The 25773-nt window shown below is 67.4% G+C and carries 23 protein-coding genes; 10 read left to right on the top strand and 13 right to left on the bottom strand.

What is annotated here, in order from left to right; genetic code table 11:
• Window position 1 precedes the first annotated feature (1 nt).
• From ACIRQF_RS31050 to ACIRQF_RS31035, 4 genes are all read right to left on the bottom strand, one after another.
• Entirely contained in the window at window positions 2–766 is a 765-nt protein-coding gene (locus tag ACIRQF_RS31050; RefSeq protein WP_404097222.1) for a hypothetical protein, read from the bottom strand.
• Window positions 767–772: 6 nt separating this feature from the next.
• Window positions 773–1006 carry a hypothetical protein gene (locus tag ACIRQF_RS31045; RefSeq protein WP_404097219.1) on the bottom strand — a complete coding sequence of 78 codons (234 nt, stop codon included), beginning with the start codon at window positions 1004–1006 and terminating at the stop codon, window positions 773–775.
• Between the two features lie 513 nt (window positions 1007–1519).
• Window positions 1520–2440, bottom strand: coding sequence for a helix-turn-helix domain-containing protein (locus tag ACIRQF_RS31040; protein WP_404097217.1), 921 nt, complete (start codon window positions 2438–2440; stop codon window positions 1520–1522).
• 975 nt (window positions 2441–3415) lie between these two features.
• Window positions 3416–5329 (bottom strand): helix-turn-helix domain-containing protein, encoded by a 1914-nt coding sequence (locus tag ACIRQF_RS31035; RefSeq protein WP_404097214.1) that lies wholly within the window; start codon window positions 5327–5329, stop codon window positions 3416–3418.
• A 733-nt stretch (window positions 5330–6062) separates the two neighbouring features.
• Between ACIRQF_RS31035 and ACIRQF_RS31030 the strand changes: the two genes are divergently transcribed.
• Both ACIRQF_RS31030 and ACIRQF_RS31025 read left to right on the top strand, forming a co-directional pair.
• A complete protein-coding gene (locus ACIRQF_RS31030; protein WP_404097211.1) occupies window positions 6063–6611 on the top strand; it encodes a helix-turn-helix domain-containing protein in 549 nt (182 codons plus the stop codon).
• Between the two features lie 195 nt (window positions 6612–6806).
• The gene (locus ACIRQF_RS31025) at window positions 6807–7370 is read left to right on the top strand and encodes a hypothetical protein (protein ID WP_404097208.1); all 564 of its coding nucleotides are present in this window, start codon (window positions 6807–6809) and stop codon (window positions 7368–7370) included.
• 51 nt (window positions 7371–7421) lie between these two features.
• Here the strand turns inward: ACIRQF_RS31025 and ACIRQF_RS31020 are convergent, their stop codons facing one another.
• Together ACIRQF_RS31020 and ACIRQF_RS31015 are read right to left on the bottom strand one after the other, a co-directional pair.
• Window positions 7422–8618: a cytochrome P450 gene (locus tag ACIRQF_RS31020; RefSeq protein WP_404097206.1), complete on the bottom strand. Its 1197-nt coding sequence runs from the start codon at window positions 8616–8618 to the stop codon at window positions 7422–7424.
• Between the two features lie 124 nt (window positions 8619–8742).
• Window positions 8743–9660, bottom strand: coding sequence for a helix-turn-helix domain-containing protein (locus tag ACIRQF_RS31015; RefSeq protein WP_404097203.1), 918 nt, complete (start codon window positions 9658–9660; stop codon window positions 8743–8745).
• Between the two features lie 834 nt (window positions 9661–10494).
• Between ACIRQF_RS31015 and ACIRQF_RS31010 the strand changes: the two genes are divergently transcribed.
• On the top strand, window positions 10495–11190 hold the full coding sequence (locus ACIRQF_RS31010) for a helix-turn-helix domain-containing protein (protein ID WP_404097200.1): 696 nt from the start codon (window positions 10495–10497) through the stop codon (window positions 11188–11190).
• A 51-nt stretch (window positions 11191–11241) separates the two neighbouring features.
• On the opposite strand, the gene ACIRQF_RS31005 is transcribed toward ACIRQF_RS31010, so the two are convergent.
• From ACIRQF_RS31005 to ACIRQF_RS30990, 4 genes are all read right to left on the bottom strand, one after another.
• On the bottom strand, window positions 11242–12180 hold the full coding sequence (locus ACIRQF_RS31005; protein ID WP_404097198.1) for a squalene/phytoene synthase family protein: 939 nt from the start codon (window positions 12178–12180) through the stop codon (window positions 11242–11244).
• Window positions 12181–12221: 41 nt separating this feature from the next.
• Window positions 12222–13535, bottom strand: coding sequence for a hypothetical protein (locus tag ACIRQF_RS31000; RefSeq protein ID WP_404097195.1), 1314 nt, complete (start codon window positions 13533–13535; stop codon window positions 12222–12224).
• 83 nt (window positions 13536–13618) lie between these two features.
• Entirely contained in the window at window positions 13619–14965 is a 1347-nt protein-coding gene (locus ACIRQF_RS30995) for an MAB_1171c family putative transporter (protein WP_404097192.1), read from the bottom strand.
• Window positions 14958–15554, bottom strand: coding sequence for a hypothetical protein (locus ACIRQF_RS30990; protein ID WP_404097189.1), 597 nt, complete (start codon window positions 15552–15554; stop codon window positions 14958–14960). Before ACIRQF_RS30990 ends, ACIRQF_RS30995 begins: the two co-directional genes overlap by 8 nt.
• Window positions 15555–16403: 849 nt before the next feature.
• On the opposite strand from ACIRQF_RS30990, the gene ACIRQF_RS30985 reads away from it, so the two are divergent.
• The 5 genes from ACIRQF_RS30985 (at window position 16404) to ACIRQF_RS30965 (ending at window position 21244) form a co-directional block, all read left to right on the top strand.
• Window positions 16404–17147: a hypothetical protein gene (locus ACIRQF_RS30985; protein WP_404097187.1), complete on the top strand. Its 744-nt coding sequence runs from the start codon at window positions 16404–16406 to the stop codon at window positions 17145–17147.
• Between the two features lie 142 nt (window positions 17148–17289).
• Complete coding sequence (locus tag ACIRQF_RS30980) at window positions 17290–17874, top strand: hypothetical protein (RefSeq protein ID WP_404097185.1); 585 nt, start codon at window positions 17290–17292, stop codon at window positions 17872–17874.
• A gap of 4 nt (window positions 17875–17878) precedes the next feature.
• On the top strand, window positions 17879–19102 hold the full coding sequence (locus ACIRQF_RS30975) for an MAB_1171c family putative transporter (RefSeq protein WP_404097182.1): 1224 nt from the start codon (window positions 17879–17881) through the stop codon (window positions 19100–19102).
• Window positions 19099–20298: a cytochrome P450 gene (locus ACIRQF_RS30970; protein ID WP_404097179.1), complete on the top strand. Its 1200-nt coding sequence runs from the start codon at window positions 19099–19101 to the stop codon at window positions 20296–20298. The genes ACIRQF_RS30975 and ACIRQF_RS30970 overlap by 4 nt, the downstream gene beginning before the upstream one ends.
• Before the next feature lie 301 nt (window positions 20299–20599).
• Complete coding sequence (locus ACIRQF_RS30965; RefSeq protein ID WP_404097177.1) at window positions 20600–21244, top strand: hypothetical protein; 645 nt, start codon at window positions 20600–20602, stop codon at window positions 21242–21244.
• Window positions 21245–21390: 146 nt separating this feature from the next.
• Here the strand turns inward: ACIRQF_RS30965 and ACIRQF_RS30960 are convergent, their stop codons facing one another.
• Window positions 21391–21585 (bottom strand): hypothetical protein, encoded by a 195-nt coding sequence (locus ACIRQF_RS30960; RefSeq protein WP_404097174.1) that lies wholly within the window; start codon window positions 21583–21585, stop codon window positions 21391–21393.
• A 145-nt stretch (window positions 21586–21730) separates the two neighbouring features.
• On the opposite strand from ACIRQF_RS30960, the gene ACIRQF_RS30955 reads away from it, so the two are divergent.
• Both ACIRQF_RS30955 and ACIRQF_RS30950 read left to right on the top strand, forming a co-directional pair.
• Window positions 21731–21940 carry a C-terminal helicase domain-containing protein gene (locus ACIRQF_RS30955; RefSeq protein WP_404097171.1) on the top strand — a complete coding sequence of 70 codons (210 nt, stop codon included), beginning with the start codon at window positions 21731–21733 and terminating at the stop codon, window positions 21938–21940.
• Between the two features lie 410 nt (window positions 21941–22350).
• Complete coding sequence (locus ACIRQF_RS30950) at window positions 22351–23850, top strand: hypothetical protein (RefSeq protein WP_404097168.1); 1500 nt, start codon at window positions 22351–22353, stop codon at window positions 23848–23850.
• Window positions 23851–24020: 170 nt separating this feature from the next.
• On the opposite strand, the gene ACIRQF_RS30945 is transcribed toward ACIRQF_RS30950, so the two are convergent.
• Complete coding sequence (locus ACIRQF_RS30945) at window positions 24021–24443, bottom strand: hypothetical protein (RefSeq protein ID WP_404097165.1); 423 nt, start codon at window positions 24441–24443, stop codon at window positions 24021–24023.
• A 251-nt stretch (window positions 24444–24694) separates the two neighbouring features.
• Window positions 24695–25714, bottom strand: a complete 1020-nt coding sequence (locus ACIRQF_RS30940) for a hypothetical protein (RefSeq protein ID WP_404097163.1) — start codon at window positions 25712–25714, stop codon at window positions 24695–24697.
• Window positions 25715–25773: the final 59 nt, after the last annotated feature.

The raw sequence follows: 25773 nt of genomic DNA, 5'->3' as shown, positions 1-25773 counted from the left end.
CTCATCGCGCCTCGGGGTTGACGTCGCCGCGCGTCCCAAGCTGGTAGGCCGGGCTTAGCCACAGCACGCTTGGGCAGTCCCACCCGTACAGGGAGGGTTCCGTCATAGGGTGCCGGTTTTCGTTGGCGGCGAGGCCTTCGGCGGAGACGAACACGGCGTCCGTGCCGTCGGCGACAAGTGCCTCCCAGTTCGGTGCGATGGGCCGGCCAAGTGTCCAGTCCGGCACGGGATAGGCCTCGACCAGCCGGTTGAGATCGCCCTGTGTGTCTATCCGGTACACCCGGACTTCGGGCAGTGGGTTGACTGTGACGGCTGTGTCGTAAGGGGCGTTGCTCTCGTGCAGGAAGGGCCGAACGATGCGTTCGGGAGCGTTGCACCAGACGGTCCACGCGGTGGCGGCCGGAGCGCCGTTGGGGTGCCGGGCGCTGACGGGCGAGCACCATAGCCCTCCCTGAGGCCGGTTGAGGTCCCGTTCGGGCGGCTGCCGCAGGACTGGCCGGAACGTCGCCGGGTCGGGAAGGCCAGTGCCAGCCGGGTAGGCGTAGGCGATGTCCGGGAGCCGATCAGGGCCATGGTGGGGAAGCACGTCGCAGGAACCGTTCGCCTCGATGGTGATGTCGGTGGAGCGTAGCCACCTTTGCGCGGCGTCTGCATGATCGGGTTGTGCCCGCGGGATCTTTTGCCTTCCGGCGCGGCCCGGCGGCCGCGACACAGATTCGCGCCGAGCCCGACCCGTCGGTTCAAGGCCGCAACCGGGAACGCTCATACGGACCTATTGTGTGTCGCGCTTGGCCCGCTGCCGGGCCTGCTCCCGCTTCTTCACCTCGCCGAGTCGGTCGAACAGGTCCTTCCACGCCCGGCTGACGGCGGCCTTCTTCTGCCCACGGTCCGGCTGCGCCACGCGCGGCCGCTTGCGCTTCTTGTCCTTGGGGCCGCCATGATCACCGCTGGTCAGCTGGACCCTCTTGGGGGAGCCGTCGCGTCGTTGCCGGTTTCCGCTGGTCATAGCTCTGACGGTACGCCGCTGGCAGGGCCGTTTGGTAGGGAGAGTGCAGTGCCGGGGGCGACGATACGACGTCCCTGGCAGGTCCTTCTGCGCGCGGCTACCGCTGCCTTCCGTGGTCCAGCCCCCGACCCACGTGCTCGCCCTTCGGTGAGGAGCTGACCCGTCGCGTGCAAACGCGGGCACTCAGCGTTCACAAGTAGGAGGTGGCCCTGGTGGCACGATCAACGTGCCGGCGTGCTCAGCAGGGCGCCGAGGGGCCCAACAGCGCCCGCTCTTCAGGGCGCCTGCAGAAGTTCCCCGGAGTGCAAACCAAGTCCACCCGCGGTGCCACCGCACGGCCGCCTCGGCGCTGGGGGCGAGGACGACCCCGTTGCCGTGCCGTCGCCGTCACGGTCACCGTTCAGCGATTGGGAGGACGGCCCTCGTCGAGCCGAGGACTGGCCGGGAGGAGCCGCTCCGACCAGGGCTGACAGACCGTCGTGGCTGATGTGGTGGGCCGACAGCGCCTTCCCGTCAGGCCGCGTGGTGCTGGTGCGAGCCGTGTCTCTCGGGCACCAGGCTGTCATCGACGTCGACGAGCACCAGTGTGAGGCGTGTGAGGCCGAGGGCCTTCAGCGACCGCGGAGTCTCTTCGAGCAGTCGGCATCCCTGGAGGCCGATGCTCGGATCGGGGTGACGCAGTTCCCGAACCGTGCCTTCGTGGTGAACCAAGTCGGCGCCGGAGCCCAGGACCCAGTTGGGCATGTCGGTGAGGTAGGCGTCGCGCAGCGCTGGGTGCAGGTACACGTCGCGGCGGATGGCCTGGAGCCCGGTGTCTTCGCCGTGCCGCTCAAGGCTGGATGAGAGCTGCGTGAGCATGGCCATCTGCCACTTCAGGTGGTCCACCAGTACGGTCGGGGCGTCCGGATGGAAGAGGCCGAAGCGCAGGAAGTTGGCGCAGGGCATTGCCGTCGGGTGAGGCTTCACATCCCGGAATAGTTCGCGGTAGGCGTTGTTCGTCATCTTCACGTCCCAGCGCTGGTCGATGACGAAGGTGGGCAGCGCGAGTGCATCCAGCATGACGGTGTAGTCGCCGAGGAAGGACGCGACAGCCGGATCCTCGGTCTGGGTGCGGCGGAACGCGGCGCGCAGGTCGGGCTGCGGGGCGCGGCCGGCGGCGTACAGGAACAGACGGGTGATCTGGTATTCGGACATCTCGAGCGCCTCGGCCAAGGCGTACAGCTTCTCGTCCGTCCACTCCTTGACCTGCCCCCTCTCCCAGTTCCCGTAGGCGCGTTCACTGATGTCCAAGCGCTCGGCAACCTCGATCTGACGGAGGTTGAGGTGCTCGCGTCGCCCCTTGAGAAAGCTTTGCAGACGGTATGTCTGCATCTGCGTGGCGAGGTCCTCTTCGGTCGACTCCGGGCGGGCGGCCTGGCGCACGTCCGTATGCATGTACGTCTCACCCCTCGATGGTGCAGCGCTGGTCGCGGCCTCGTGGAGGGCCGGTTGGGTGCCCCGCGAGACCGAGATGCGCGAACTGCCGCTGCGCGATGTGCTGTTGACCGTTGCCCCAGGATTTTGATCCAGCCAGTCGTACACGGTGGCGGGCTGGTCATTGCTCGCTTGAGTGCGCCGCTTGAATTCATGTTCCTTCGTCGCCCTAGGCTGTGGCACGTCCTGCCCACTCCCCCGCATCAACCCCGCTGATTGCGGCTTATCCGCTTGAACAGCGCCAGCTCACGCTGCCTGTTGGCACCCCTTGCCCTGTGGACAGTTCCCCCGGGCCTTCTCCATACGGCGTGCGTCAACAACGGTAGGCATATGCTGCGCGCGCTGCCATTTCGGCTGTGCACAAATTGAGTGGAGGACACCATCAGCGATGCACCACCTTCCTTGATTCGGAACCGATGGTGCACCTTCCCCTTGGGATCGTTTACGGGAGTGCACAGCGACTCTGCAAATTGCAGACTGTAGGTTCCATCTCCCCTTCAGTCGCCATGCAGATGGCAGCCAGATTGTTGCACTTAGCGCGGTCTCACCGAGCCTTCACAAAGCCAACTCCAGCCGATCACCGTGACTTCATATCATCTCTTTGTAGATTTATCGACATGATGAGCGAAGGGCTTTCAGGGCACTGAAGCGACCACATCACGGATACCGAATGGCTTGCGTAGCCGCCAGGCATATTTGTGGGTGCGGTGAATATTTCACTCACGCTCTGAGCGTGAGCGAAGATGCTGCGGGCTTGACCCCAAGGCCCGTCCACTCGCCTGGAATTTGACGACCCATTGTTCACGCGCGTGTTGGCCCACTGAGGCGGATACATCGCGACATTCAAGGCAGCCACGCGAAATCAGGGAACCTGGAAACTCCCCGTTATTCCCGTGGCAGACATCGTGGGCGTCGGGTCTGCCCGGTCGCTCCGATTCAGGCCACGACGCACAGCCCCGGTGAGCGTTCACTGGAAGTGGTAATGGGGCGACCTTGGGCAGCATGCAGCGAAAACATCAGGTCGCGTACTCCGGACAGCGTGCTGAAGTCCCGCTGCATGTACTTCTCCAGAGCCCGGAGATGCGAACGGACTGTTACCTCAGACAGCTCAAGCTGTCGAGCGGCGGGTTCGACGTGGGTGTCGAAGCTCAGCCAGGACTCGGCAGTGGTCAGTAGATCGCGGCGGTCTGCCTGCGCTGGCCTGAGCAGGGTCTCGGCCCAGGCCCTGACCGGAGGCGTAGTCAGGAGATTCGTCAGCTGGGGCGGGTTGCCGCCGGGCAGGTCGGGCGGGTCGGATTCGCGGTGGGTGACCAGTTCCATGGCCAAAGCGACAATGATGCGATCTGTGACCGCACTGAAGTTCATGCGCAGCAGCTCGGCGGCCCGTGCGACCCGCCGGGTGACGGTGTTGCGGTGCAGCTGCAGCCGGCGCGCGGCAACTGTGTAGGGGAATGCGAGCGCCGTCGGCAGGGTTCCACGCACGGAATCCCACTGTGTGGGGTCGCGCATGAGGGGCGCGAGCAGGCTGTGGGCCCACTGCTGTGCTTCGAGCTGCGGGAGGAGGGTCACGAGTTCGGAATCGTGCACGGACAGGGCGACCGAATCGGGCTGCAGGGCTGCGAACGTCTGTACGGTGATGGCCTCATGCAAGGCGTCGGCAAGCAGACTCATGGAGTAGATGCCACTGCCGCCCAGTGAGGAGTTCGGCCCCAGCGCCCTCACGAGATGGGTCAGTTGGTCGCCGACGCTGCTGCTGCTCTCCTGTCCTGCAGGGATTGGATGCACGATCACGATCCGCCGATCGCTGTGCTGGTCACGAACGATGAGACAGCGGCGGCCGACGGCCGTGTGACAACGGCGGATGGCGGCGTCCCGGTTTCCCGGCTGGGTGTCGATGACGAAGATCCGCACAGTGTCGGCGTCCAGAAGGCCGGGGGCCAGGTTGGCCATGACCCGCCTGGCCTTGGCAACCTCCCCGTCCAGGAGGAGTTCGAAGGCGGCGTGGCGAGCAGCGCGGGAAGCGTCCGAGGCGGCGCGGTACTCCCCGGCGGCTTGGTCTACCAGGCCAAGGAGCTTGGCCGCGTATCGCATCAGCCGCAAGTCGGCTTTCTCGAAGGGGGTGCGCCGGGCGACGGCGAGCACCGTGTCGGCGGTAGAGGCCGAGGCGAGCGAGATGAGCTGGGTGTGGGGTCCACCGGTTGCCTGAGTGGCCGAGCCGTCGACGGACTGCCGGATGATGGCGCCGGCGAGGTGCTCGGCTGCGGTGGCAGGCGCTGCGGCGAGTACCCGCTCAGGCTCGCTCACCAAGACCTGGGCGTCCAGGACGCGGGCGAGCCAGTCGACTATGCGCTGGATTGCGCGAGGGTCGGCAAGCTGGGCTGGCAACTCCTCAACAAGGGAGCCGAGTTGAGCGGCTCTGAGCTCTGCGGCCAGCAGGCGCATGCGCTGGATCTCGTCGTGCGTGCCCTCCCACGCCTCGGCGGACGCCGTGGTCACCAGAAGGGGAATGCCGCGGCGGGCAGCCTCGTCCACAATGGCCTGGGGGAAGGGCTGGCGCGTTCCCGGCTCGGCCCGGACCACGAGGGCGGCACTCGCATCGCGGCTCATCCGTTCCAGCAGCAGGTCCAGCACGGTGATGATCCGGCCGCGCAGGCGGAAGGACACGGTGCCAGTAATGAGGACCAACGCGCCCTCGGGCAGCGCCCCCGGCACGCCATCCTCCAAGAGCTCCTCGGGGGTGATGGCGAATACTCCGCTGACTTCGGTCGACGCCGCAGCCGCGGAGCCCGACGGGGCAAATGCTAGTTCGAGTTCAGGCTTGTGGTCGGGCAGCGAGCCCAGCGTCGGCATGGGGCACTCCTCGGAGGGAACCGGGTCGAAGTCGTGAGGCGTCGAGCGGCCCGTACGCCATGACCGGGCCGGAGGCGTCACGGCTTCATGGCTCCGTTCCCGCCGCACGGCTGAACCGCCCCGCTGCGTCCGCCTTCCCCGCCGACGGGGTGGAGACGGACGGCCATCGATTGCGGCATGCGCAGCGCGAGTTGAGTGGTGGCCCGTCGGGCAGGGAGCATGATCAAGAACCTCGATCGGATGTGGGGGGAACGTTCAGGCGCGAGGCAGGGGTTGCTCCCTCGCTCGCCGGTGCTGCCCACGAGGTCCTGCAGGAAGGCGCGCTGTTCGATGCGGTCCAGCGCGTTGCGGCGCTGTTCCGACGGGCCTGTGCTGCTGCGCTGCGCCTCCATTGCCATCACTTCCCCCCTCGCCTGTGTCGTGTCGCGCTTATGCGCCTGTCATCGCTGCGGCGAAGCGCCGGCCGTACGGTTCCTCCGGCATCGTTTCCAGAACGTTAGGTTGCCGCGCGCGGGTCCCAAGTGATCGTTCCCCGTTGTGGTTTCGCGGGTAGGCCTTACAGGCTGTGTACACGATGGAGCACAGGGTCTCGATCACACTCGTGATCCTGCCTTGCGCCCTCAAGCGTGTCAACTAAAGTACACACAGCGTGGTTCCGGCAGACGAGAGACGGGGTTGTGAGCGGACATCAGGTGGACGGCTTCCGGGTCCTGCCCGGCTACCGTGGTCTGCGGTGACTCTCAGCGGCCGTCCCTCGCTGGCGGAGAAGCTCAAAGCCCTGATGGCCTCCCGCCGGGACGCCAAAGGCCGCGCCCACACGTCGCGTTCCCTGTCCGCGGCCATCGACGCTCTGCCGGGCGACCATGCCTCGGTCTCGCATGCCGCCGTCAACAAGCTGGCCAACGGCACCCAGGACAACCCCACGGTGCACACCATCGTGGCGCTGTGCAGGGCACTGGGCGGCGTTCCGCCGGCGCACCTGCTCCCCCACGATGCCTACAGTGACCTCGCCGCGCTGAAGGCTTTCGAGGACCCACGTGCACGTCACGTTCTGGCGCTTCTCAACGGCATGCCGGACAGCGCGGTGGACGACGTGGTGGCACATCTGGAACGCCGCCGCGCCGAGCTAGGGCTCGACCCAGTGCGACCTCGTCACGAGGCGGCGGAGGAGGAACCTTCTTCCCCGGAGGTGCCGGAGGAGGCGCCAAAGAGCGGGCGTCGCCGTCGGCGCAGCAGCATCGAAGCCGCAGAATACGCGGCGGACTCATTGGAAGGGCTTTAAGTGGACGGCATAGTCTTCGGGACGTGCACAGTGGCTGGCGTGCTGGTCACAGCACTCTGCATGCGGAGAGCTGTGGGTAATCCACGTGTCTCCACCTGGTCTATCGCGTTGGCATTCGGGGTCTGCACGCTGGGAGTTCTCTTCGCGGTTCCGCCTGTCGCGCACGCGGCCGAGAGCGCCACGGGGATCCCGAACGTGGCCAAGCTGATCGCGCACATCTGCGCCATCCTGTGGTGCGCGTTCCTCCAGGTCACCATGGTCGACCTGGCCTACCGGCCGGAGTACCTACGCTCGGCGATCTTCCAGCGTGGCTTCGCGGCCGTCGTCTACCTGGCCATCATGGTTCCGCTCTTCCTGGCCACCAACGAACCCGACGTCGCCTTCACCACCGCGTATGCCGACAATGCGAAGGTCGCCGCGTACCTGCTGATCTACCTCTCCTATGTGCTGATCACGTGCGGGGAACTGGCGTTCATGTGCGGCCGCACCGCTCATCGCAACTGGGGCATCCGCCCCTGGAGCGGCGCGGGGTTCGCGCTCTCCGCCGCGGCCGCCTTCCTCGGCGTGGCCTACGCGGTCTCCAAGGGCAGTTACCTCCTCTGCTACGCCCTGGATGCGCCCTGGTCACTCACGGCGGAGGAGGCCTTGAGTCCGGCCCTGGCCGGACTGTCCATCCTGTGCCTCTTCTCGGGGCTGACCCTTCCCATGGTCGGCGCCCTACGCGAACGCAGGAGGCAGAAGCAGGCCCTCGCCGGCTGAGGATGACTGTGGCCCCGGTCGAACGGGGCCACAGAAGCGGGCGGATGGCCGTCAGGCTGGCTGTCCCTGTCCTGTGCGGAAGCGCACTGGCAGGCTCATCAGTCCGCGAGCCCGCAGGCTGCGCCGCCACTGCGGAGCGTCGTCGCTGTCGAGTTCGAGGAGCGGGAAACGCTCGAGTAGTGCGGTGAGCGCGATCTCAGTCTCGGTCCGGGCCAGTGGCGCGCCAATGCAGTAGTGGATGCCGTGGCCGAGTGAGAGGTGCCCCGTGGCGTCCCGCTCGATGTCCAGGTGATCGGGGTCTTTGAATCGGTCGGGGTCGCGGTTGGCGGCGGCCAGCGAGAGCAGCACGGTCTCTCCCGCGGGCACGGTCACGCCGCCTATCGTTACGTCTTCGGTCGGGAACCGGCGGATCGCCAGGAGGGCGGGCCCCTCATAGCGAGCCAGCTCCTCAACAGCCGCTGTGATCTTCGACGGATCCTGGCGAAGGGCAGCAAGTTGCTCGGGGTGCTGCAGTAGCGCCCACACTGCATTGCCAATGAGCTGCACAGTGTTCTCGAATCCGGCGAACAGGATCAGGAACGCCAGGCTCGTCAATTCGTCCTCGGACAGCCGGTCGTGTTCGGTGTCCCGGACCGCGATCAGGTCGGACAGCAGGTCATCCTCTGGGCTGTGCCGTTTGTGCGCGATGAGCTCCGCGAAGAATTGCATGATGGCGCCGACGGCTTCCTTGGCGGCCTGCGGCCGACTCGGATCCGGAGCGATAAGGGCCTGCGTCCATCCGCGGAAGTCGCCGCGCTGCTCGCGGGGGATGCCCAGTAGCTCGCAGATCACGGTGATCGGCAGCGGCGCCGCGTAGGTGCCGATCAGATCTGTGTTCCCCTCCTCCCCCAGCTCGTCCAGGAGTCGGTCGGCGATCGCTCGGATGGGGGTGCGCAGCTGATTGGCACGGCCCGGTGTGAATGCCTTGCCCACCAGGCGCCTGATCCGGGTGTGGTCCGGCGGGTCCATGTTCAGCAAGTTCGCTTCGAGAACCGGCGGAAGCCGCAGACCCGAGTAATTGCCTGCCTGCGCGTGTTTCTTGTCCAGCGAAAGCCGCGGGTCGGCCAGGCCGGCCCGGACGTCCTCATACCGGGTGACGATCCAGGCTGGCTGCCCATCGGTCCCTTGAATTCGGTGCACTGGCGACGTGGTCCGCAGTTGCTCGTAGACGCCGTACGGGTCGGTGATCAAATCGTCAGCGAGATCCATGCCGCTACCCTAGGTGGGCTCACGGTCGCCGCCGTCGCCGCCCCGGGCCCTCTGCCGACGGCACTCGGGCACACCGGACGTCACGGGCACGCGCGACGTTCGCACGGTGTGCAACTGCCGCGCGTCAGGCCGCGTGGCGGTCGCCCGAGCCGCATCTCTCGGGAATGCACGCGTCGTCGGGTTCGACGAGGACCAGGGTGAGGCGGATGAGCCCGAGGGCCTTCAAGGACCGTGGCGTCTCCTCGACCAGCCGGCATCCCTGGAGGCCGACCTTTGGATCGGGGTGGCGCAGCGCGCGGACCGCACCTTCATGGTGGACCAGGTCGGCCCCGGAGCCCAGGACCCAGTTGGGCATGTCAGTGAGGTAGGCGTCGCGCAGCGAAGGGTGCAGGTAGACGTCTCGGCGGATGGCCTGCAGCCCGGGGTCGTCGCCGTGGCGCTCAAGGCCGGAGGCGAGCTGCGCGAGCATGGCCAGCTGCCACTTCAGGTGGTCCACGAGCACGGCGGGGGCGTCCGGGTGGAACAGGCCGAAGCGCAGGAAGTTGGTGGAGGGCATCGCGGTGGGGTGTGCCCCCACTCCACGGAACAGGTCGCGGTAGGCCTCGTTGGCCATCTTCACGTCCCACCGTTGGTCGATGACGAAGGTGGGCAGCGAGAGCGCGTTCATCATGACGCTGTAGTCGCCGAGGAAGGCCGATGTGGCCTGGTCTTCGGCTTCGCTGCGGTTGAACATGGCGCGCAGGTCCGGCTGCGGGGCCCGCCCGACGGCGTACAGGAACAGGCGGGTGGTCTGGAACTGTGACATCTCCAGGGCTTCCGCGAGAAGGTACAGCTTCTCGTCGGTCCACTCCTTGAGCGTGCCCCGCTCCCAGTTCCCATAGGTGCGGGCGTTGATGTCCAGCCGGGCGGCGATATCTTCCTGGCTCAGTTCAAGGTAGTCGCGCCGCCCCTTGAGGAAGTACTGCAGCCGCTTGGCGCGTATCTCCGCAGCCAGGACCTCCCCGGTGTCTGCCAGGTCGGCCACTTGCACACTGGTGTCCACTGCGGTTCCCCCTTGACGTTGCGGCTTGTTGCTCGGCCGCCCTTGCAGCCGCTGTTGGGGCATGTGACGGGCCGTGCGGTCGTGAACAGCCCCAGTCCATCGCGTGTGTGGGCGCCGCCCCAGCGCCTGATCCGCCATCGCGAACCACCCTTCGCAGTACTTGGTCAGCCTCTGGTCTGCTCCTCGGCACAGACAGTCTTCTCCGCCCTTGCGGTCCAGGACGTCATGGCCGTGCAGGGCTGGAACTGCCTGCCGTCTCGGCGTTCGTACGACAGCGAAGGCCGTCCGCGCCAGGGACGTTGCAGGCGCGGATGGGGGGCGTGTTGGGCCTGCCCGGGTTCGGATACGCCGGACCTCGACGGTCTGCAGCACCCCTGGGGAGCGCCACGGCGAGGCCAGCACCCGGAACCACCAGCGAACCATCCATGATCGGATACCGATTCCGGCGAACATGGAGCGCCGGTATCCGAGACGATGTAAGACTCATCCGTGTCTCCCCCGTAAGGCGATGGCGCCCGGCCTCGTCACTGTCGGCCGAGGAAAGCGGCCGGCCGGGCCAGGCTCAGTTCACATCCCTGTGCGACGTGAACCCGGGCAACCGTGAGTGACCGAAGGTGGAGCCAGTCCACCGGCCGGAGGACGAAACTCCGCCCACAAGCAGCGATCCTGCTGCACCAAACCCACTGGTGTCAATTGTCACCACGACTTTCGTCCTGGACCCTGCGTCAGCTAGAAATGTCATCGCCCCTGGTGTGAGGAAGCACTCTCGGGCGCTAATCTGCCGTCCGCCGCACATGCGGGTTTGCCGACCGAAGAGCAGGAGACCGCCCGTTCATGGAGAACCTCACCGCCCCGGAGGGCGTTGCGGCCGCCCTGGCGGCAGTCAAGGCGGAGCTCGAGGAGTTGGGTCACAGCGTCGACGTGATCAACTTTGATCGTCTCGCGTACCAGACGGGCATCGCCGAGTCCACGATCCGCAAGCTGTTCGCGGGTGAGTCGGTCAGCCCCGCGGAGGTCGACCCACCCTTCAAGGACCGCCTGCGGTTCCTCATGGAAACACGGCTTCATCCGGAGGGCCGGCGATACAGCCGCGCTGAGATCGCGGCAGCCGTGAACATCGACAAGTCGATGGTTACGAACCTGCTCAACGACAAGCGGCGGCCGGGTTTCGACACCAGCCGGGACCTGGCGACGTTCTTCAAGGCTCCCGGCTTCTTCACCATCGCTCCTGCGCAGGCCCTCCTCGCCGCCCTGGAGCCCGTTCTGGAACAGGCCCGCCTGATCGCCGAGCTCAAGGGTCAGCAGGTCGAGCGCGTCGCCCTGCGGGGGAGCCTGACGGCCGGCAGCGACGAACTGTCACGGGAACTGCAAACTGCCATTCAGCAGGTTCTGGCGACCGCACGGGAGTCTGACGACGACCCTGAGCTGCGCGAGCTCACCGATACGGTGCGCGCCTTGCCAGCGAGCAGCCGTAGGGGCGTGATGGGCATCCTGCGCGGTGCGGTGGGCCACGCCAGGAGAAACGATTAGGCCGCGCGACGGCGTGGTGCCTCTTCTGTACGCAGCGGCCCGGAGCGTGGGCTACCGCGCCTGCCGCTGCTGGGCCCGCGCAAGACGGGACTGACGGGCCAGGACACGCAGCGAGGCGAGCCGTGCCGGTCCCGCCTCTCGGTGCAGGAGTTCTCCGCCCGCACGCCTCACCGCGTCGAGTCGGAGCTCCTGGACCGCGATCAGGGCCTCGAGGAACGGCCGGTGTCCGGCTGCGACGAGAGCGGGAAGCTCCCGGCATTGTGCGAGCGCGGTCTCCGCGCGATCGGTCTGCGCACGGACCAGGCGCTCCAGCGCGGGCAGGCAGGCCTCCGACTTGCTTCGCAGGTCCTCGAACTTCAGGTCGTGCCGTGCCAGTTCATCCTGCGGAATGCCTATTCGGCCGTTTGCGGCATCCTCGGCTAGGTCGGCCAGGAAGTCGCATCGCTGCCATCCTTCGATCAGTGCTCGGCAGCCGCGAACGAACGCCTCGAGATCACCGGCGCCGGGAGGAGGCGCGATCAGTGAGGCGGTCAGCATCAGGGCGGGCAGTGAGTAACTGTCCACGTATGCCTGGAAATCATCCTCCATGTCGAAGCCGTTCCATCCGGCCTCGACGCGGGCGCCGTCAAGGAAGTCACGCACCCGTGCGGCCATGTCCGGGTGACGGCGCACGGTGTCCCAGAGGGGTACCAACGTGGCCTGGTCCGGGAGGCTGCTGCTCTCGAGGGCTGCTGTGGTTTGGGTGCCCCAGGATCGAAGGGCGGCCTGGCGGACGCTCAGGTCGCCGGCGTCGATCAGCTCGTCGGTCTCATGCATGTACGCCACCGCGGCGACGACGGAAGGGTGGAGTTCGGCAGGCAGCAGCAGCCGGGCCGCCAGGTATTCGGGAAGAGCGAACTTCCGCACGGATTTACGCTGATCGTCATAGGCCTGCCGTAGATGCGGATCAGTGATTCCGGCCCTGGTCAGGGCCGCCGTCCAGCGGATCACAACGCTCCTTGCCCTCGATCGTTCGACATGGATCCGAGCCTTCAGCGGTTCATGAGCACCCTGCCTGTCCGGAGAAGGACGCCGGGACGAGAGAGGGTTCTCGGGGGCTTCCGCATCTGGACTACGTCCATGAACGCGCGGTTGAGCTCGGCGTCGCGCAGGGACGCCGAGATGATCGTGTCGCCGATCCGGCGCAGAAGGGGATAGGCGGGGGGATATGGGCCGGTGACGTGAGGCTGGGCCAGGTCCGCGGTTGTCGACAGATCCCATGCGGCGTTGACGAATCCCGCAGCCCGGCGGAAGTAGCCCCAGGCCGGAGAATGGGGCGACGCTCCAGATCGCAGATACACGGCGAGTGCCGAAGCCTGCAACGCCGCGAGCGTGAGTCCCTGCCCGTAGATGGGATTGACCGAGGCCACGGCATCGCCCACTGCCACCACACCGCCGGGGAACCGATTCACCTGGCAGAACTGGCGGCGCTGGCTCTCACGGAAGTGGAAGGTGTCAACGTCGCCCTGCAGAGCACCACGCTCGGCGACTTCTCGCAGCGGGGCAACGCAACGTCGCATGCGCGCAAGGAACGCCGCGGCGTCCCTGGTCGGCCGATGGCCGGCGTAGCCGGCCAGCACGACCATCCACCGGTCGTCTTCAACAGCTGCCAGAGCTCCCGGCTCGCAGATCTCGGGCTGGTATCCGCTGGCCGGGCCCGGAGCTGAGTGGGCGATCACCGTCCCAGGCAGTTCGTCGCCCCGGCGGAACGTTGCCGTGGCGTAGCCGAGGTCGATTCTCATTCGGTCCAGCGGCGGCACCGGCCACCCTTGTTGCTGGAGCCATGTGCTGAGCCGGCTCGATCGGCCCATGGCGTCGACGACAAGGTCGGCGTCGATCGACACGCTGGCCTCGTGCTCGGCCGGGACGTAGCGGACGGCGCGCACGCGATCCCCGCTGATGGTGAGCCCCTGGGCGCGGCCCGCGAAAGCCCGCACGTTGGGAAGGGACATGGTGCGGCGCCGTACGGCATTCTCGATGAACGGACGCGAGGCACCGAGCATTTCGAGGTCGGGTATCGAGGGGCGGGGCACACCGTCCACGTAGAACTGAACGGCCTCGCCGCGCCCGAGGAGCGCACCACCTGCGGTCATCTCGCCGGTGATCCCGGGGAACCAGCGTTGGAGCTGGAAGTGCCCCATCGCGAGCAAGGCATGCAGCTGGTGCCGGTGCGGTGCGCCTGGACCGGTGGATATATCCCCGCCGAGGTCTGGTTCCACGATGACGACGTCTTCGGCTAGGTCGCTCAGTACGCGGGCCGTCAACAGGCCGGCGTAGCTTCCCCCGAGAACAACTGCCCGCTGCACGAGGCTCCCCTCCCGAGCCCGTGTCGGCTCAGCTTCGATCTTGAGGCATTTCCGCCGCTGCCGGCAGCGGCGGCAGTGTGACACTACCTTGCCTCTGCAACGCCCTGAGAGGCCCCATCACGATCGCCGGTGGCGCGGACCACCTGCAGCGATGCGTCAACCAAGGGGTGGTGGAGAGCCCGCGCCACCCGCACCAGCCGGGGTCGTTCTTTGGAGGCGGGCGTCTCCTTTCCAGGCACCCTCAGCAGGGAACCGGCGGAAGCCGTGCCGAAGGGGCGGCCCGCCTCTTCGTGGCCGTTCTCCAATCGCTCGACCGCGTCACGCAGGACCGCTGCTGTGACGGCGGCCTCCAGCTCCAGCGGTGAGAGCCCCTTTCTTGTGAGGCCGTATCGGCCTCGGAGATTGTCGCTCTCCAGAGCCTCCTTGTGCAGAGCCACGACTGCCTGCGCCGGGTCTTCGCTGACCCAGGCTCTGCGCTCCAGTTCCCGGATGCCGTCGAGGATCTCGATCACCCTGCGGTGAAGCGTCCAACGGACGTTGAAGAAGCGATTCGGTCTGGCCTGTCCCGGGCCGGCGGGAGGCTCCTCGCCAGTGCTGCCCGGCCTGTCGCGCGCCGAGAGGGACAACTCCTCGTCGACTCCGGCGACGACGAGATCCCACAGTGGCTGCAGCACCACGATGTCCCGGCGCTCGCCCAGCCATTTACTCACTGCCGCGCCAGAGACTCCGTAGGCGGTCCCGAGGGACCCCAGGGCCCCGAAAGTGGAGCCCAGCACCCCCAGATGGTCGAGTTGGTGATGGCCGGTCGCCGCGGCGGCGATGGCGGGGGCGGAGCACACTACGTACCCGAACGTCACGAGCATGCTGCCGCCGAACCAGCGAAGGGCGTGCGTGAGTGTCTCGTCGTCGAGTCGGGCGCGGCGTGAACGGCGCCACGTGTTCACCGTTCCGCTGGTGAGCGTGACCAGGAATACGGTGAGGAACACAACGACTGCCGGCTGATCCACCTGCTCAGTGTTGAACTTCAGCGGATCGGCCGGGCCGCCGAGGTCAGCGCGGAAGAATGCGACGATCATGATCAGAAGGGCGCTGACGTAGGTGAAGGCCCAGCCCGTGACGGTGCGACGCATATTTTCTGGACGGGAAGGCGTCCACAAGATCGTCAGGAGGTGGATCGTCCCGAAGCACAGCAGAATGCCCAGGTAGATCGGAAGTGTCGGGAACCAAGGCTCGCCGACCGCTGCCCCTGTGCGCCGGTATCCCACCGGGGAGGCCATGCAGTAGACGATGGCGCCCACGGCAAAGCAGGTGGTCATCAGGGCGAGGGTGAGGGTGGGCTCTCGCAGCAGTGCGAGTCCCTTCCATAGCGCCACTGCCAGGAAGATTCCAGCCACGAACAGGTAAGCGACATTCGAGGCGCTTTCAGACACCGGTCCTCCGGTGGGTGAATGTGGAGGTGAGGCCGTTCGTGTCGGACTGGCGCAGCGCGATGTTGCGTTCCAGCATCACCGTCGCGAAGGCTTCGACCTTTCGCTCGATCCGTGAGTTGTAGTGGGAGCGCGTGAAGAACGAGGTGACGGCGTCAGGGTCGAGCGCAGGTGCCAGCTGCTTGGCCAGGTCTTTGGGCAGGGGGCTGTCGTCGCCGTCGGCCAGTGGCACTTCGGCTCCCTCGGAGACGTCAAAGAGAAAGTGCCCCAACTCGTGGGCAATCCCATTGATTTGCGTCAGCTCGTTGGCGCCGACGTCGACGGCGATGAAGTCGCGCACGGGAGTGGCGATGCAGAAGGCGCTCACTCGTGACGGCAGGGCGAGGTAGAGCACGCTGATGGGCTTCCCGCGGCGCCGGGCCACCCACTGCACCAGGCTCTCGATGTCCTGGACGTCCGAGAGGCCGAGGTCCCTGCGGATCATTCTGGCTGCCGCGTGCGTCTCGCGGAGTATCGCTAGCTGTTCGAAGAAGCGGGTGCTCCAGCGGCTCCGGCCAGCTTGCCTGCGGCAGGTCCGCAGCATCGAGCGCATGCTCAGATTCCCCTTTGGCTCGGCCCGCTGCGCCTGCTCGCCGGTCGGCCCCCTGCTGCCAGACACCCGCGAAGCGAACGGTGGGAACGTACTGTTTCGCGTACCCAGCGAGGTCGGCTGCTGGGCACGGCTGTGGCGAACGACAGCCGCAGGGTCCACACGCGGCCGGCACGGCCGGGATGACCGAGGTGCGGGGCGGCGTCCACCCAGAACCAGGAAGAGAGCCGTCGCCCACCCGCACCGACTTTCTCGCCGGAGGGAAGATGCGATCGCTGGAACGGCACGGTGAGGAAGTGCCGTGCTCCAACCTGTCGCAGATACGCCTGACCGCGAGGACCGCGCCGTGGATGGCGGGCAGATGCCGCTTCGGACTGCCGGTGGGGAACATGCCGCCCTTCGAAACTGAGCCTGGCCCCCCTGGACGTGCCATCGCCACGCGTCCACATCGCTCTCGCTCCGTCGCACATTCGGGGGCACCACACAGTCATCCGAATGCATGTTCGATGATGCGTCAAACCGTCCGGCGCGCCAAGGCCGTACAGGCGCGAGCCCTGGTCCTGACCAGACCCGCAGTTGTCGCTGATCCGTGGAGGGAGGCAATAAAGAACCTGAGGGGGCAATCCCCCTCGGGCTGGAGGCTTCGCCGCCTTCACTGCTCCCGAACTCCCTTTGCTGACTGGACGGTTGACGGAAAGATGGACGAAGATCGAAACCTTGTCCACTCGATGCGATGGGCACGACCATAGGTGCCAGCCGACCAACCTTGTCAAGTTCATTGGACGGATGCACAGGCGAATGGTGAAATGCCTAACAGGGTTGACGCATAGTTAGGGAGTAGTGATTCGGTTCATGGGTGAACGGACACCCGACAGCAAAGGGCTGATCGCCGCTCGGCTGGACCAGCTGATTCGCACCCGGCATCCGGACGGGCGCGGCCCGGGCAGCGAGCGGGAGGTCTCCCGACTCAGCCGCGCGTATGCGGAACGACACCCGGGGGCGCCGACCATCAGCCATCAGAGCGTGGCCAACATCCGCGATGGAGCCGTCACCAACCCCGGGGTCGACAGCCTGCGGGCCCTGGCCAACGTCTTCGGCGTCAAGCTGAGTTATTTCCTGGAGGAAGAGGAGCCGGCAACGCGCCAGGCAGATGACGGCAGTCCTGCGCCCGCGCAGCCGACGGCTACCACTCTCGAACTCGCGACCAGGCTGAACCGCCTGTTCACGACGCTGCACCCCCGGGGACGAGACGCCTACACCTCACAGGAAGCAGCCGAGGCCATCACCGCGCGCGGCTACAAGATCACCGAAGAGCAGGTCGAAGCCCTGCGCAACGGATCCTGGAACCCCGCCGGTCTGCAGGGCTTCGAGGCGCTCGCTACCTTCTTCGGCGTGTCGGTCGGCTACTTCGTCGACGATGACGTCGCCGCACAGGTGTCCCGGGACCTCGGCCTCGTGGACCAGCTGAAGGAGCAGGGCATCGGGCCCCGCCAAATCGCTCTGCGGGCGGTCGCCGATCTGGACGAGGAGTCACTCGCCGCCCTCGTCCCAGTGATCCAGCACCTGCAGCAGGCAGACAAGCGGCAGCGGATGTGAATGCTTGGTGCAGGGCGGTCAACTTAGCCGCCCGTGGTGAATCAGCCAGGCTGACTGGGATAGGGTCTTGTGCCTTATGCGGAGCCTCCCGCTCCCGACCGGAATCAGGACCACCGGACCGTCGGAGCGGGGAGGGACCGGCATGACCTTTGTCCAGTGGCGGTGGGCGGCCGACCAACCGGGGGGTGTGGGGATGAATGACACCGAGCTGCGTCGCTACTGCACTGACCTCGTAAAGCAGCTCGACCTCCCCGAGCCGTTCGACATCAACACTCTCGTCGATCAGCTGGAGCAGCGGCGCGGGCGGGCTATCTCCCTCGTGCCGATGGCGCTGCCGCCAGACCGCGGCCCCTGCGGCCTGTGGGTGGCAATGCCCGACGTGGATTACATCGTGTATCAGCAGAACACCAGGAAGGCCCATCAGGGCCACATCGTCCTGCACGAGATCGGTCACATCCTCTGCCAGCACGAGTCCACGCCTGCCGAACAGGACGAAGTCTCCCGGCTGCTCCTGCCGAACATCGACCCGGCGCTCGTCCGCGTCGTACTCGGCCGCACCAGTTACGACAGGCATGAGGAGAAGGCCGCCGAACTGGTGGCCTCGCTGATCCCCCTTCAGGCCGCCGGTTCAGCGCCCTTGCCGGAGACCAAGCTCCCACCGGGCATGTCCAACCTCGTCAGCCACCTGGAGCGCTCTTTGGAGCGCAGCTCCGAACGAAGGGCATAGCCGAGTGCTGTTCAACGTCGTCTACGGGGTCCTCTCGCTCATCACCTGGAGCGCCTTCTTCTTCAAGGCGAAGGACCTCGCCCGTGACTGGGGCAACAAGGAGCTGCAGCTTCTGTGCCTGGCGATCAGTACGTTCGCCGCCCCGTTCGGCTTCGCCGCGCCCGCGGTCTACGTACGCGTCGATGCCCTGCTCGGCATACCCAACATCGCCACGCTGATCATCTACACCTCCGTGGCGATCTGCCTCACCTCGTTCCTGGCCCTCCTCGTCAGCTGGTCATCCGCCCAGTCCAACGTCCGTCTTCGTCACCGTCTGATCGTCGGATACGCCATCGCCACCATCGTGGCGATGACCACCTTCTTCTTCCTCGGCACCGTCGACGACGCGGAGCACGCGATCGACTTCGACGTGCACTACGCCCAGACTCCCTACATCTCGGCGTTCCTCCTGGTCTACCAGTGCCTGTTCACCGTCAGCATGTTCGGTCTGATCGTCCTGTGCTGGCGCTACTCCAAGATCGTCGACAAGCCCTGGCTGCGCCGCGGCCTGCGGGTCGTCACCGCGGGAGCAGTTGCCGGCCTGGGCTACTGCCTGCCCAAGGTCGCCTCCCTCGTCTGGGACATTCTCGGCACCTCGCCACTGGACTTCGTCAACTCAGTCGTGGCGCCCATGTTCGCCAGCCTCGCGGCTGCCCTCTTCGCAGCCGGATTCACCATGCCTGCGTGGGGCGTCGGCCTCGGCAAGACCACAGCCTGGGTGTCCAACTACCGCACTTTCCAGCGCCGTTACCCGCTCTGGCAGGCGATCACCGAGGCCTTCCCCGAAGTCGTCCTCGACGCTCCACCCGCGTCCCGCAGGGAACTGGCACGCGACCTCGAGTTCTTCCTCGGCCGCCAGGTGATCGAGCTCCTCGACGGCGAGATGCGCCTGCGGCCCCATTACACCGAAGAAGTCAGCCGCATCGCCCGAGAAATCGCGGCAGCTCACAACATCACCGGCAGCAAGGCGGATGCCGCAGAAGAAGCCGCGCAGATCGCCGCGGCCCTTCAGGCCCAGTCCGCCGGTCACGAGCCGCAAGCCGGACGGGGCACAGACTTCGACGACAGCGCCAACGGCGACCTCGGCCAAGAAGGCGCCCGGCTCACTCAGGTTGCGGAGGCCTTCCGTAACTCCGTTGTCGTCCCCGCTGTTCTCGAACGGCTCCGGCCGGCAACAGCAGACGCATGAACGCCGGATCGCAGACCAACAGCATCCCGTCCCTGTTCGGCGAGGCACTCCTCACCGACCCGCACGGCATCTACGCCCGGCTCCGTGAGAGCGCCCCGGTCCACCGCACCACGACCCCCGACGGCGAACAGGTTTGGGTGATCACCCGGTACGCCGAGGCCCGTGCCGCCCTGGCCGACGCTCGCCTTTCCCTGAACAAGGCCAACGCACGCACCAGCGGCGAGTACACCTCGTCCATGCCGCCCGAGCTGGACGCCCACCTGCTCAACACAGACCCGCCCGACCACACGAGACTGCGCCGCCTCGTCTCCAAAGCCTTCACTCCGCGCCGTATCAAGGAACTCCGCGACCGCATTCAGTCCATGACGGACGACCTCCTCGACGCCGCAGCCGGGCCACCCGTCGATCTCATGGCTGCCCTGGCGAACCCGCTGCCGATGGACGTGATCTGCGAACTGCTCGGCATCCCGGCAGGCGATCGCCGTGACTTCCGGGCCTGGACCAGCGCCCTGCTCTCGCCCCAGCCAGGGGCCTCGACGGACTCCCGGGCAGCGATGCGGAACATGTACCGGTTCCTCGTCGACGTCATCGCGGACAAGCGCCGCCGTCCAGCCGGAGATCTGCTCTCGGCAATGGTCGAGGCCCGCGACGAGCACGACAGGCTCACCGAGCCCGAACTGGCCTCGATGGCATTCCTCATCCTGTTCGCCGGCTACGACAACGCTGTTCATCTCATCGGCAACGCGGCCCTGGGGCTGCTGATCCACCCGAAACTGCTCGGCGCCGTCCGCGACGGCAGCATCACCGTCCGCGCGGTCGTGGAGGAGACACTGCGCTGGAATCCGCCTTTCCCCCTCGGCGTGCGCCGCTTCGCGCTCGAGGACCTCACCATCGGCGGCACGGACATCCCGGCCGGCGGCCGCGTCTGGATCTCGCTCATTGCGGCAAACCGCGATGAGCGGGAGTTCGTATCCCCCGACGACTTCGACCCGGCCCATCCCCCCGCGCACCTCTCGTTCGGCCACGGCATCCACTACTGTCTCGGCGCCCCGCTCGCACGGCTCGAAGCCGAGATCGCCATCGGCAGCCTGCTGCGCCGCTTCCCCCAGCTCAAACTGGCGGTGCCAGCGGACGAACTTGCCTGGTGGCCTTCCTTTCACAAGCGCGGCCTGCAACAGCTGCCCGTCTGCTGGTAGCGCTCGTTGACGTGAACAGGCGATCTGCCCGTGGGATGGACCAACAGCGGCGGCGTCGGTTACACCGCGTCGGAAGCCGAGAGTGAGGGCTGTCGCACTACGGGACCACACCGCCGCGATAGCATGGCCGCTGCGGTACACGTACCGCGCCCCCGCACACCGGGGGTGGCACGCCCGCGGCTTCGGCGGGCCAATGCCCGGCACGGCTGCCGGGGTGAGGATCGCAACGCAGCATGCTCCCCTGCCCTTTGGCAGGGGGACCAGATCGCTGACACCTCACCCGCCCTGGCACGGAGAGCCCATGGACACCTTCAGCAAGCCTCTCGCCGACGGCCGTACGGCATACGTCACCCCGCTGATCACCGTCTTCGGCGCCATCAGCTACGAAGCAGTCGACGGCGAGGGCCAACGCATCGCCGACGGCTGGCTGTACGACGCTTCCGAGCGCGGTGTCCCGGACGAGAAGAGGCCGCCTGGGTGCACGCATATGATTCCCGCCTTCCCGGCACCGTTGTGGTTCACCCCAGAGGAGGTCACACGGCTGACCGCGCTGGGCGCGGCAGCCAAGGCCGTCTTCGACGGCTCGCCTGAAGGGCAGCAGCTCGAGGCGTGGCGTGAAAGCCAGGCCGAAGAGCGAAGGGCAATGGCCGCCGAAACGGCAGTCCTGCAGTCAGCGGAGGGGAAGGTCCTGGTGTCGGAGCGTGCCCGGCTCGCGGCCGCGGCGGGGGCTGTGCTGGATGCCGGCGAAGCCCAGCGGGAGCGTGCTCACGACGATGAAGGCGGAGACCCCGGGGCTTACTACCGCGATCAGCAGCCCAGGAACGAGGCCGCCTACGAACGTGCCTGTGACGCTCTTGCCGCGTTCGACGCCGAGCACCCCGAGATCATCGCAGCGCTGAACGCGCAGGAAGCCGCTGCCGTCCGCCGCCGTCTGGAACTCGACTGACGTGTGCGCGCGGTGGCGCCACGCCAGCGCCGGCGTGGCATGGCGCGGGAGGAGTCCGCGGTTGGACCATTGGCGCGAAATCCGGCGCCTGCGGGAGGAGTCGACTCTCCCGCAGGCGCGGCACGGCCAAGAGGGGCCTGTGAGCGTTACAGGTCCGCCTCCGCGGGCGGGAGCTCGGCATCGCTGCGGTTGTGCAGCCAGTTCAGCAGCTTGAAGCCGCGCTCGCTCTGCTCAGCGTTTCCCCACAGCGCGGCCGAGAAGGCTGCGACGGTGAGCGCCCCAACGGTGCCGAGCACGAACATCTGCGGGCCGGTGAGCTGGGGCTGGCTTGGGGTGTCCATCGGTGTCCTTCGTGTCGGGTGATGCAGCTGATCCAGCGTAGAAGCCGCTCGGGTCGGGGCGTGCAGATTTCCGATGGAATGCCCTTTGCCGGACAAAGGCGTTGCGGTCAGGGGGAGCCGTCGCTCGGCAGTGCATGCGCCAGGCGTGGCCGTTCCCGCGGTTGGTCCACTGGGACCCTTCAGGGTCCTCACCATCAGGGCCGCGGGCAACGGTCTGACTCTCACCGAGGCCGCGCACGTCGTGATGTACGACCGCCCGTGGAACCCGGCCGTCGAGGACCAGGCCATCGACCGGGCCCACCGCATCGGGCAGATCAAAATCCGCACCGCCTCTTGCCAGCGAGTTCAGCATTGAGGGCCGGATCGACGCGCTACTGGAACACAAGCGGGCGTTGGCGGACGCGGTCCTGTCCGGCGGGGAGAGACGGCACGGACCGAGCTGACCGCCGCCGAACTAGCCGTCTCGCCGCGTTGGGAAAGCCTCGCCCCGCCCGCCGATGATCCGGCCACCGCCTACCGCGCAGCCCTAGCGGCGCGACGTTCGCGTGCCGCCTCGTGGGCCTGACCGACCACGTCACAGTCTGTATGCTGTGCTGCGAGTGGCCGTCGCGCCGGCCCGATGCCCCGTCCCCGCGTCCACGCCGCTGAGGGACCCAGAGGCCAAGAGTCTCCGACTCGCGCGCCACTGAGCATGCACTCTTTGCAGAATTTGACCTCTCAGCGGCCGGTGCGCGTGGAGCACTCCTGGCTGCGGTGAGGATCTTCATGGCCAAGAACACCACCCGTGCCCACGACCGAGCAGTGCGGGCCTATCAGGCCACACACGGCGTTCCTCTGAGCGAGGCACGGCGTGCGCTCGCCGGGCCAGCGACGTCCTCCGATGACCCAGAGGCCGCGGCCTGGGACGGCTTCACCCCCAAGGAGCGCCAACGGCGGGCAGGGCTCAAGCTGTCGCATCTGGCGACGCGGCAGGAACTGCGCCTGCTCGGAGAAGTCGCCGCCGGGCTCGGTTCGTCCATGTACGCGTTGGATGTGGTGCGCTGGAACGACGAGCCCGTGGTGCTGGCCGAGCTCGATGCCTTCGACGATCACGTTGTGCCACGGCTTCCGCGGTGCAGCGACCGCCAGGACCAGGCATGGCGAGCTCGGATGGCCCGTGCCTTCTGCGACATCGCCGACGACCTAGGCGCCGGAAAGGCTCCGATCGCCCGATGCCACGCCGAAGACCTCGCCCTGATGATCGCGGCCAAGAAGGTCCGGGAAATCGTCGACCAGGCCAAAGACATGGGCGGTGACCCGCTCGCGGTCAACCCTGGGCAGAAGCCACTGGACGCCGCAGGTCACCTGGCCGATTGGTTTCCCGGCCTGGGCCGGGTGAGCCTACGACGTCGCGACGCCTTCACCTACGAGGCCCTGGAGGAAGCCCTGCTCGGTGAGGCCGAGGTCTACCTGTTGTGGGGCGACGACCAGGGCTTCGAGTGCCCTGACCATCCTGTCGGCTGGCAGATGATGGGCGAGGACATGCGCGCCGAGCGCTGGTTCGACACGTTCGCCACCACCATTCCCCGTGATCCGAACCGCGGCTTCCCCGACGACGTGTGGTCCCAACTCACCGACCACGCGCGCCGATCCCTGGCACAGGAGCCCATCTGGCTCGGCGCTGATGAACCGGACCAGCCGGAGCCGCAGGAAGGGTCGGCGGTGTGCCGCATGCCCGAGGAGGGTGCTCCGCTGGGGACGGTGTCTGCTGCGCACTTCCTGATCGCTGCGTGGCGGCAGCAGGTCCTCAACTTGATCGGCGAGGCGATGGGCGGCAAGCACCATGTGTGGCAGGTCAAGAGTCCTGACCAGGTGTGGGAGCTCGATGGTCGTGTCGTCTTCAGCGATATCCCCGCCGTGGCGCTCGACCAGGCCCGCCGGCTGCTCCCGAAGGCGGTGCCCGGCCAAGAGGGTGAACTCGTAGAGATCTACTGGTCACGCCCCGCACCGCGCGGACACTACTACGAGCCGCTGTGGTTCCGGGTGAAGGTCTGGAAGATCGAGGAACACTCCTCGGGGCCCCGTGATGTCCCCTGGATGCGGGTGCAATGGGCTGACGGCAGCCTGTCCGGCATGTCGTTCACCGACATTGTCGCGATGGGTCGGCCCACGGGCCTGGACCTCTCCCCTTGGGCCCCGGTCTCGGGCAAGCTCCACCCGATGCCGAAGCTCGAGGACTACCGTCGGCCAGAAGACGACGAACTCGGCAGTCTCGGCGCCGGCTGAGCTGGCGACGACGCGGGGTGGTCCAAGCTGCTTCTCCGCGACGCTGCGGCGTACACGACGATGGCGTGCCGGGTCCCGGTCCAGGCGTGCGCGCCCTTCTCGACGAGGCGAGCCCCGATCGCCCGGCGCACCCGGCGCCCGGCGTTGAATCCCAGCGGCTGGGGGGCGGCCTACGAGGTCGGCTCGGGACCGTCCTCGCCGAACTGCTCGCGCCAGCGCTGAAACTCGATGCTCTGCCACGTCACACCGGCCTCGATCTGGTCCGGGGATAGCCCGGTCTCCTGCGCCAGGTCCTCCTCACTGATCCGGCCCCCGTGCTTATCCAGAGCCCTGGCGATCTTCCCGGCCCAGAGCTGGGGCTCGATGAATGGCCGGTGTTTGTACTGTTTGACCAGCTCGGCCAGGTGCTCTTTCGTGCAGCCGACGACCATGCGCTTGCCGTCGAGCTTGGCGTCGACCGCGTGAATCGACGACGAGTCCGGGACCAGGGCATACCACTCGGTGCTGTCCGAGACCACGGCCCCGCACAGGTCACACAGTTCCGGCTGGCCCTCGCCCTCGACGCCACTGCCGGGCTCGCTACTGTCCGTCACTCTTCATGTCTATCTCTCCATGGCGGTCGCGCCGTCCCGACGCTCCGCGTTGCGGACCCGCCCTCGGACGAGTGCCGTTGGCCCGGGCCATGATCGCGACGTCTGCGCGATCGGGCCGTGTAGTCCGGCAGCCTCTGCCCCGGGCCGCGTGCTCGGGCTGCTCCAGGAAGCCGCGCCAGCGATGCCTGCGGCCGGGGAAAGGCACAGCGCCGGGGCCCTGCGCGGCCCCGGTGCTGTACACCCACCTTGCCTCAGCGAGCGTCGGTCTGGGCGTAGCGGTAGTCCAGGATGTCGGGCTGGCCCTTCTCGGGCAGGAACACCAGGGCTTCGCCCTGGAAGACGTCGACCGTCAGCGGGCGCGGCGACTTGTCGTACACCGAGCCGACCTTCCCCGGCGTGATCTGCAGCCCGGGCCGCAGGACGAGGCTCTCCTCGTTGTGTGCCAGGGGCACGATCGCGAGGACTCCGTCGCGGGTACGCAGGGTGTACACCCTCTCGTGAACCGGAGTGGCGGGGAAGAAGCTCACCTTGGCCTGCGGACCCAGGCTCTTGCCGCGCTCCTTGTAGGTCGTGAGGACGCTCTTGACGTTCTCGCTCGCCCGGGACAAGGCGGCGCCCTGCTTGGCGCCTCCGGTGGCGAAGAGGTCCTCCACGGCCGCGGGCACGCCGTCCGGCGCGAGCGCTCCCACGGGGTTGGCCGCCGGGGCGGTGCGGGCCACGCCGTTCGGGGTCTGCACCGGCGGCAGGGCCTTGGCGGGGAACAGGGACACGACCTTCTTCCACGTGTTGCCGGTGGCGGGCGACTTCTCGAACACCATCACCGTGTGATTCTTGCCGGTGGTGGTCGCCTGGGCCGCGAACCAGTCACCCCCCGCAGGGAGGTAGAAGGTGCGATCGGTGAAGGTGAACGGCTTGACGTACTCCTTCTGCTCCCTCTCGCTCAGCGTCCCGAACTGCTCGAACTCGGCCTTGCTGCGCGCGTACAACTGCCCTGCTTCCACGGTGGCCAGGAGCTTGGCGTCGCGGGTCGCGTTCGCGCGGTTGTTCACAGCCTGGTACGTGTCGAGGATCTTGTTGGCCTCGCTGAGGGTGACGACTCCTCGGGGCACGGGGCTCGGGCTCGCGGTGGCGGAGGAGGAGTGGGAGGCCGGTGCGCGGTCGCTCGCGGGAGCGCCGCTCGCGCAGGCGGCCAGGGTCAGGGCAGCGGTCAGCCCGACGGCGGCGGCCGCGGCCCGCGCCGCGTAGGCGCGCAGTTCGGCGGTGTGGGGCATGCGGATTCTCCTCGGTGGCGGCGGTGGCTCCGAGCAGCCTCCGGCCACCCAAGCCCCGC

The organism is Streptomyces sp. NPDC101191, from assembly GCF_044767915.1.
Classification (GTDB): Bacteria; Actinomycetota; Actinomycetes; order Streptomycetales; family Streptomycetaceae; genus Streptomyces.
The sequence above is the reverse complement of the archived record's forward strand: the minus strand, read 5'-3'. Positions and strand labels throughout refer to the sequence as shown.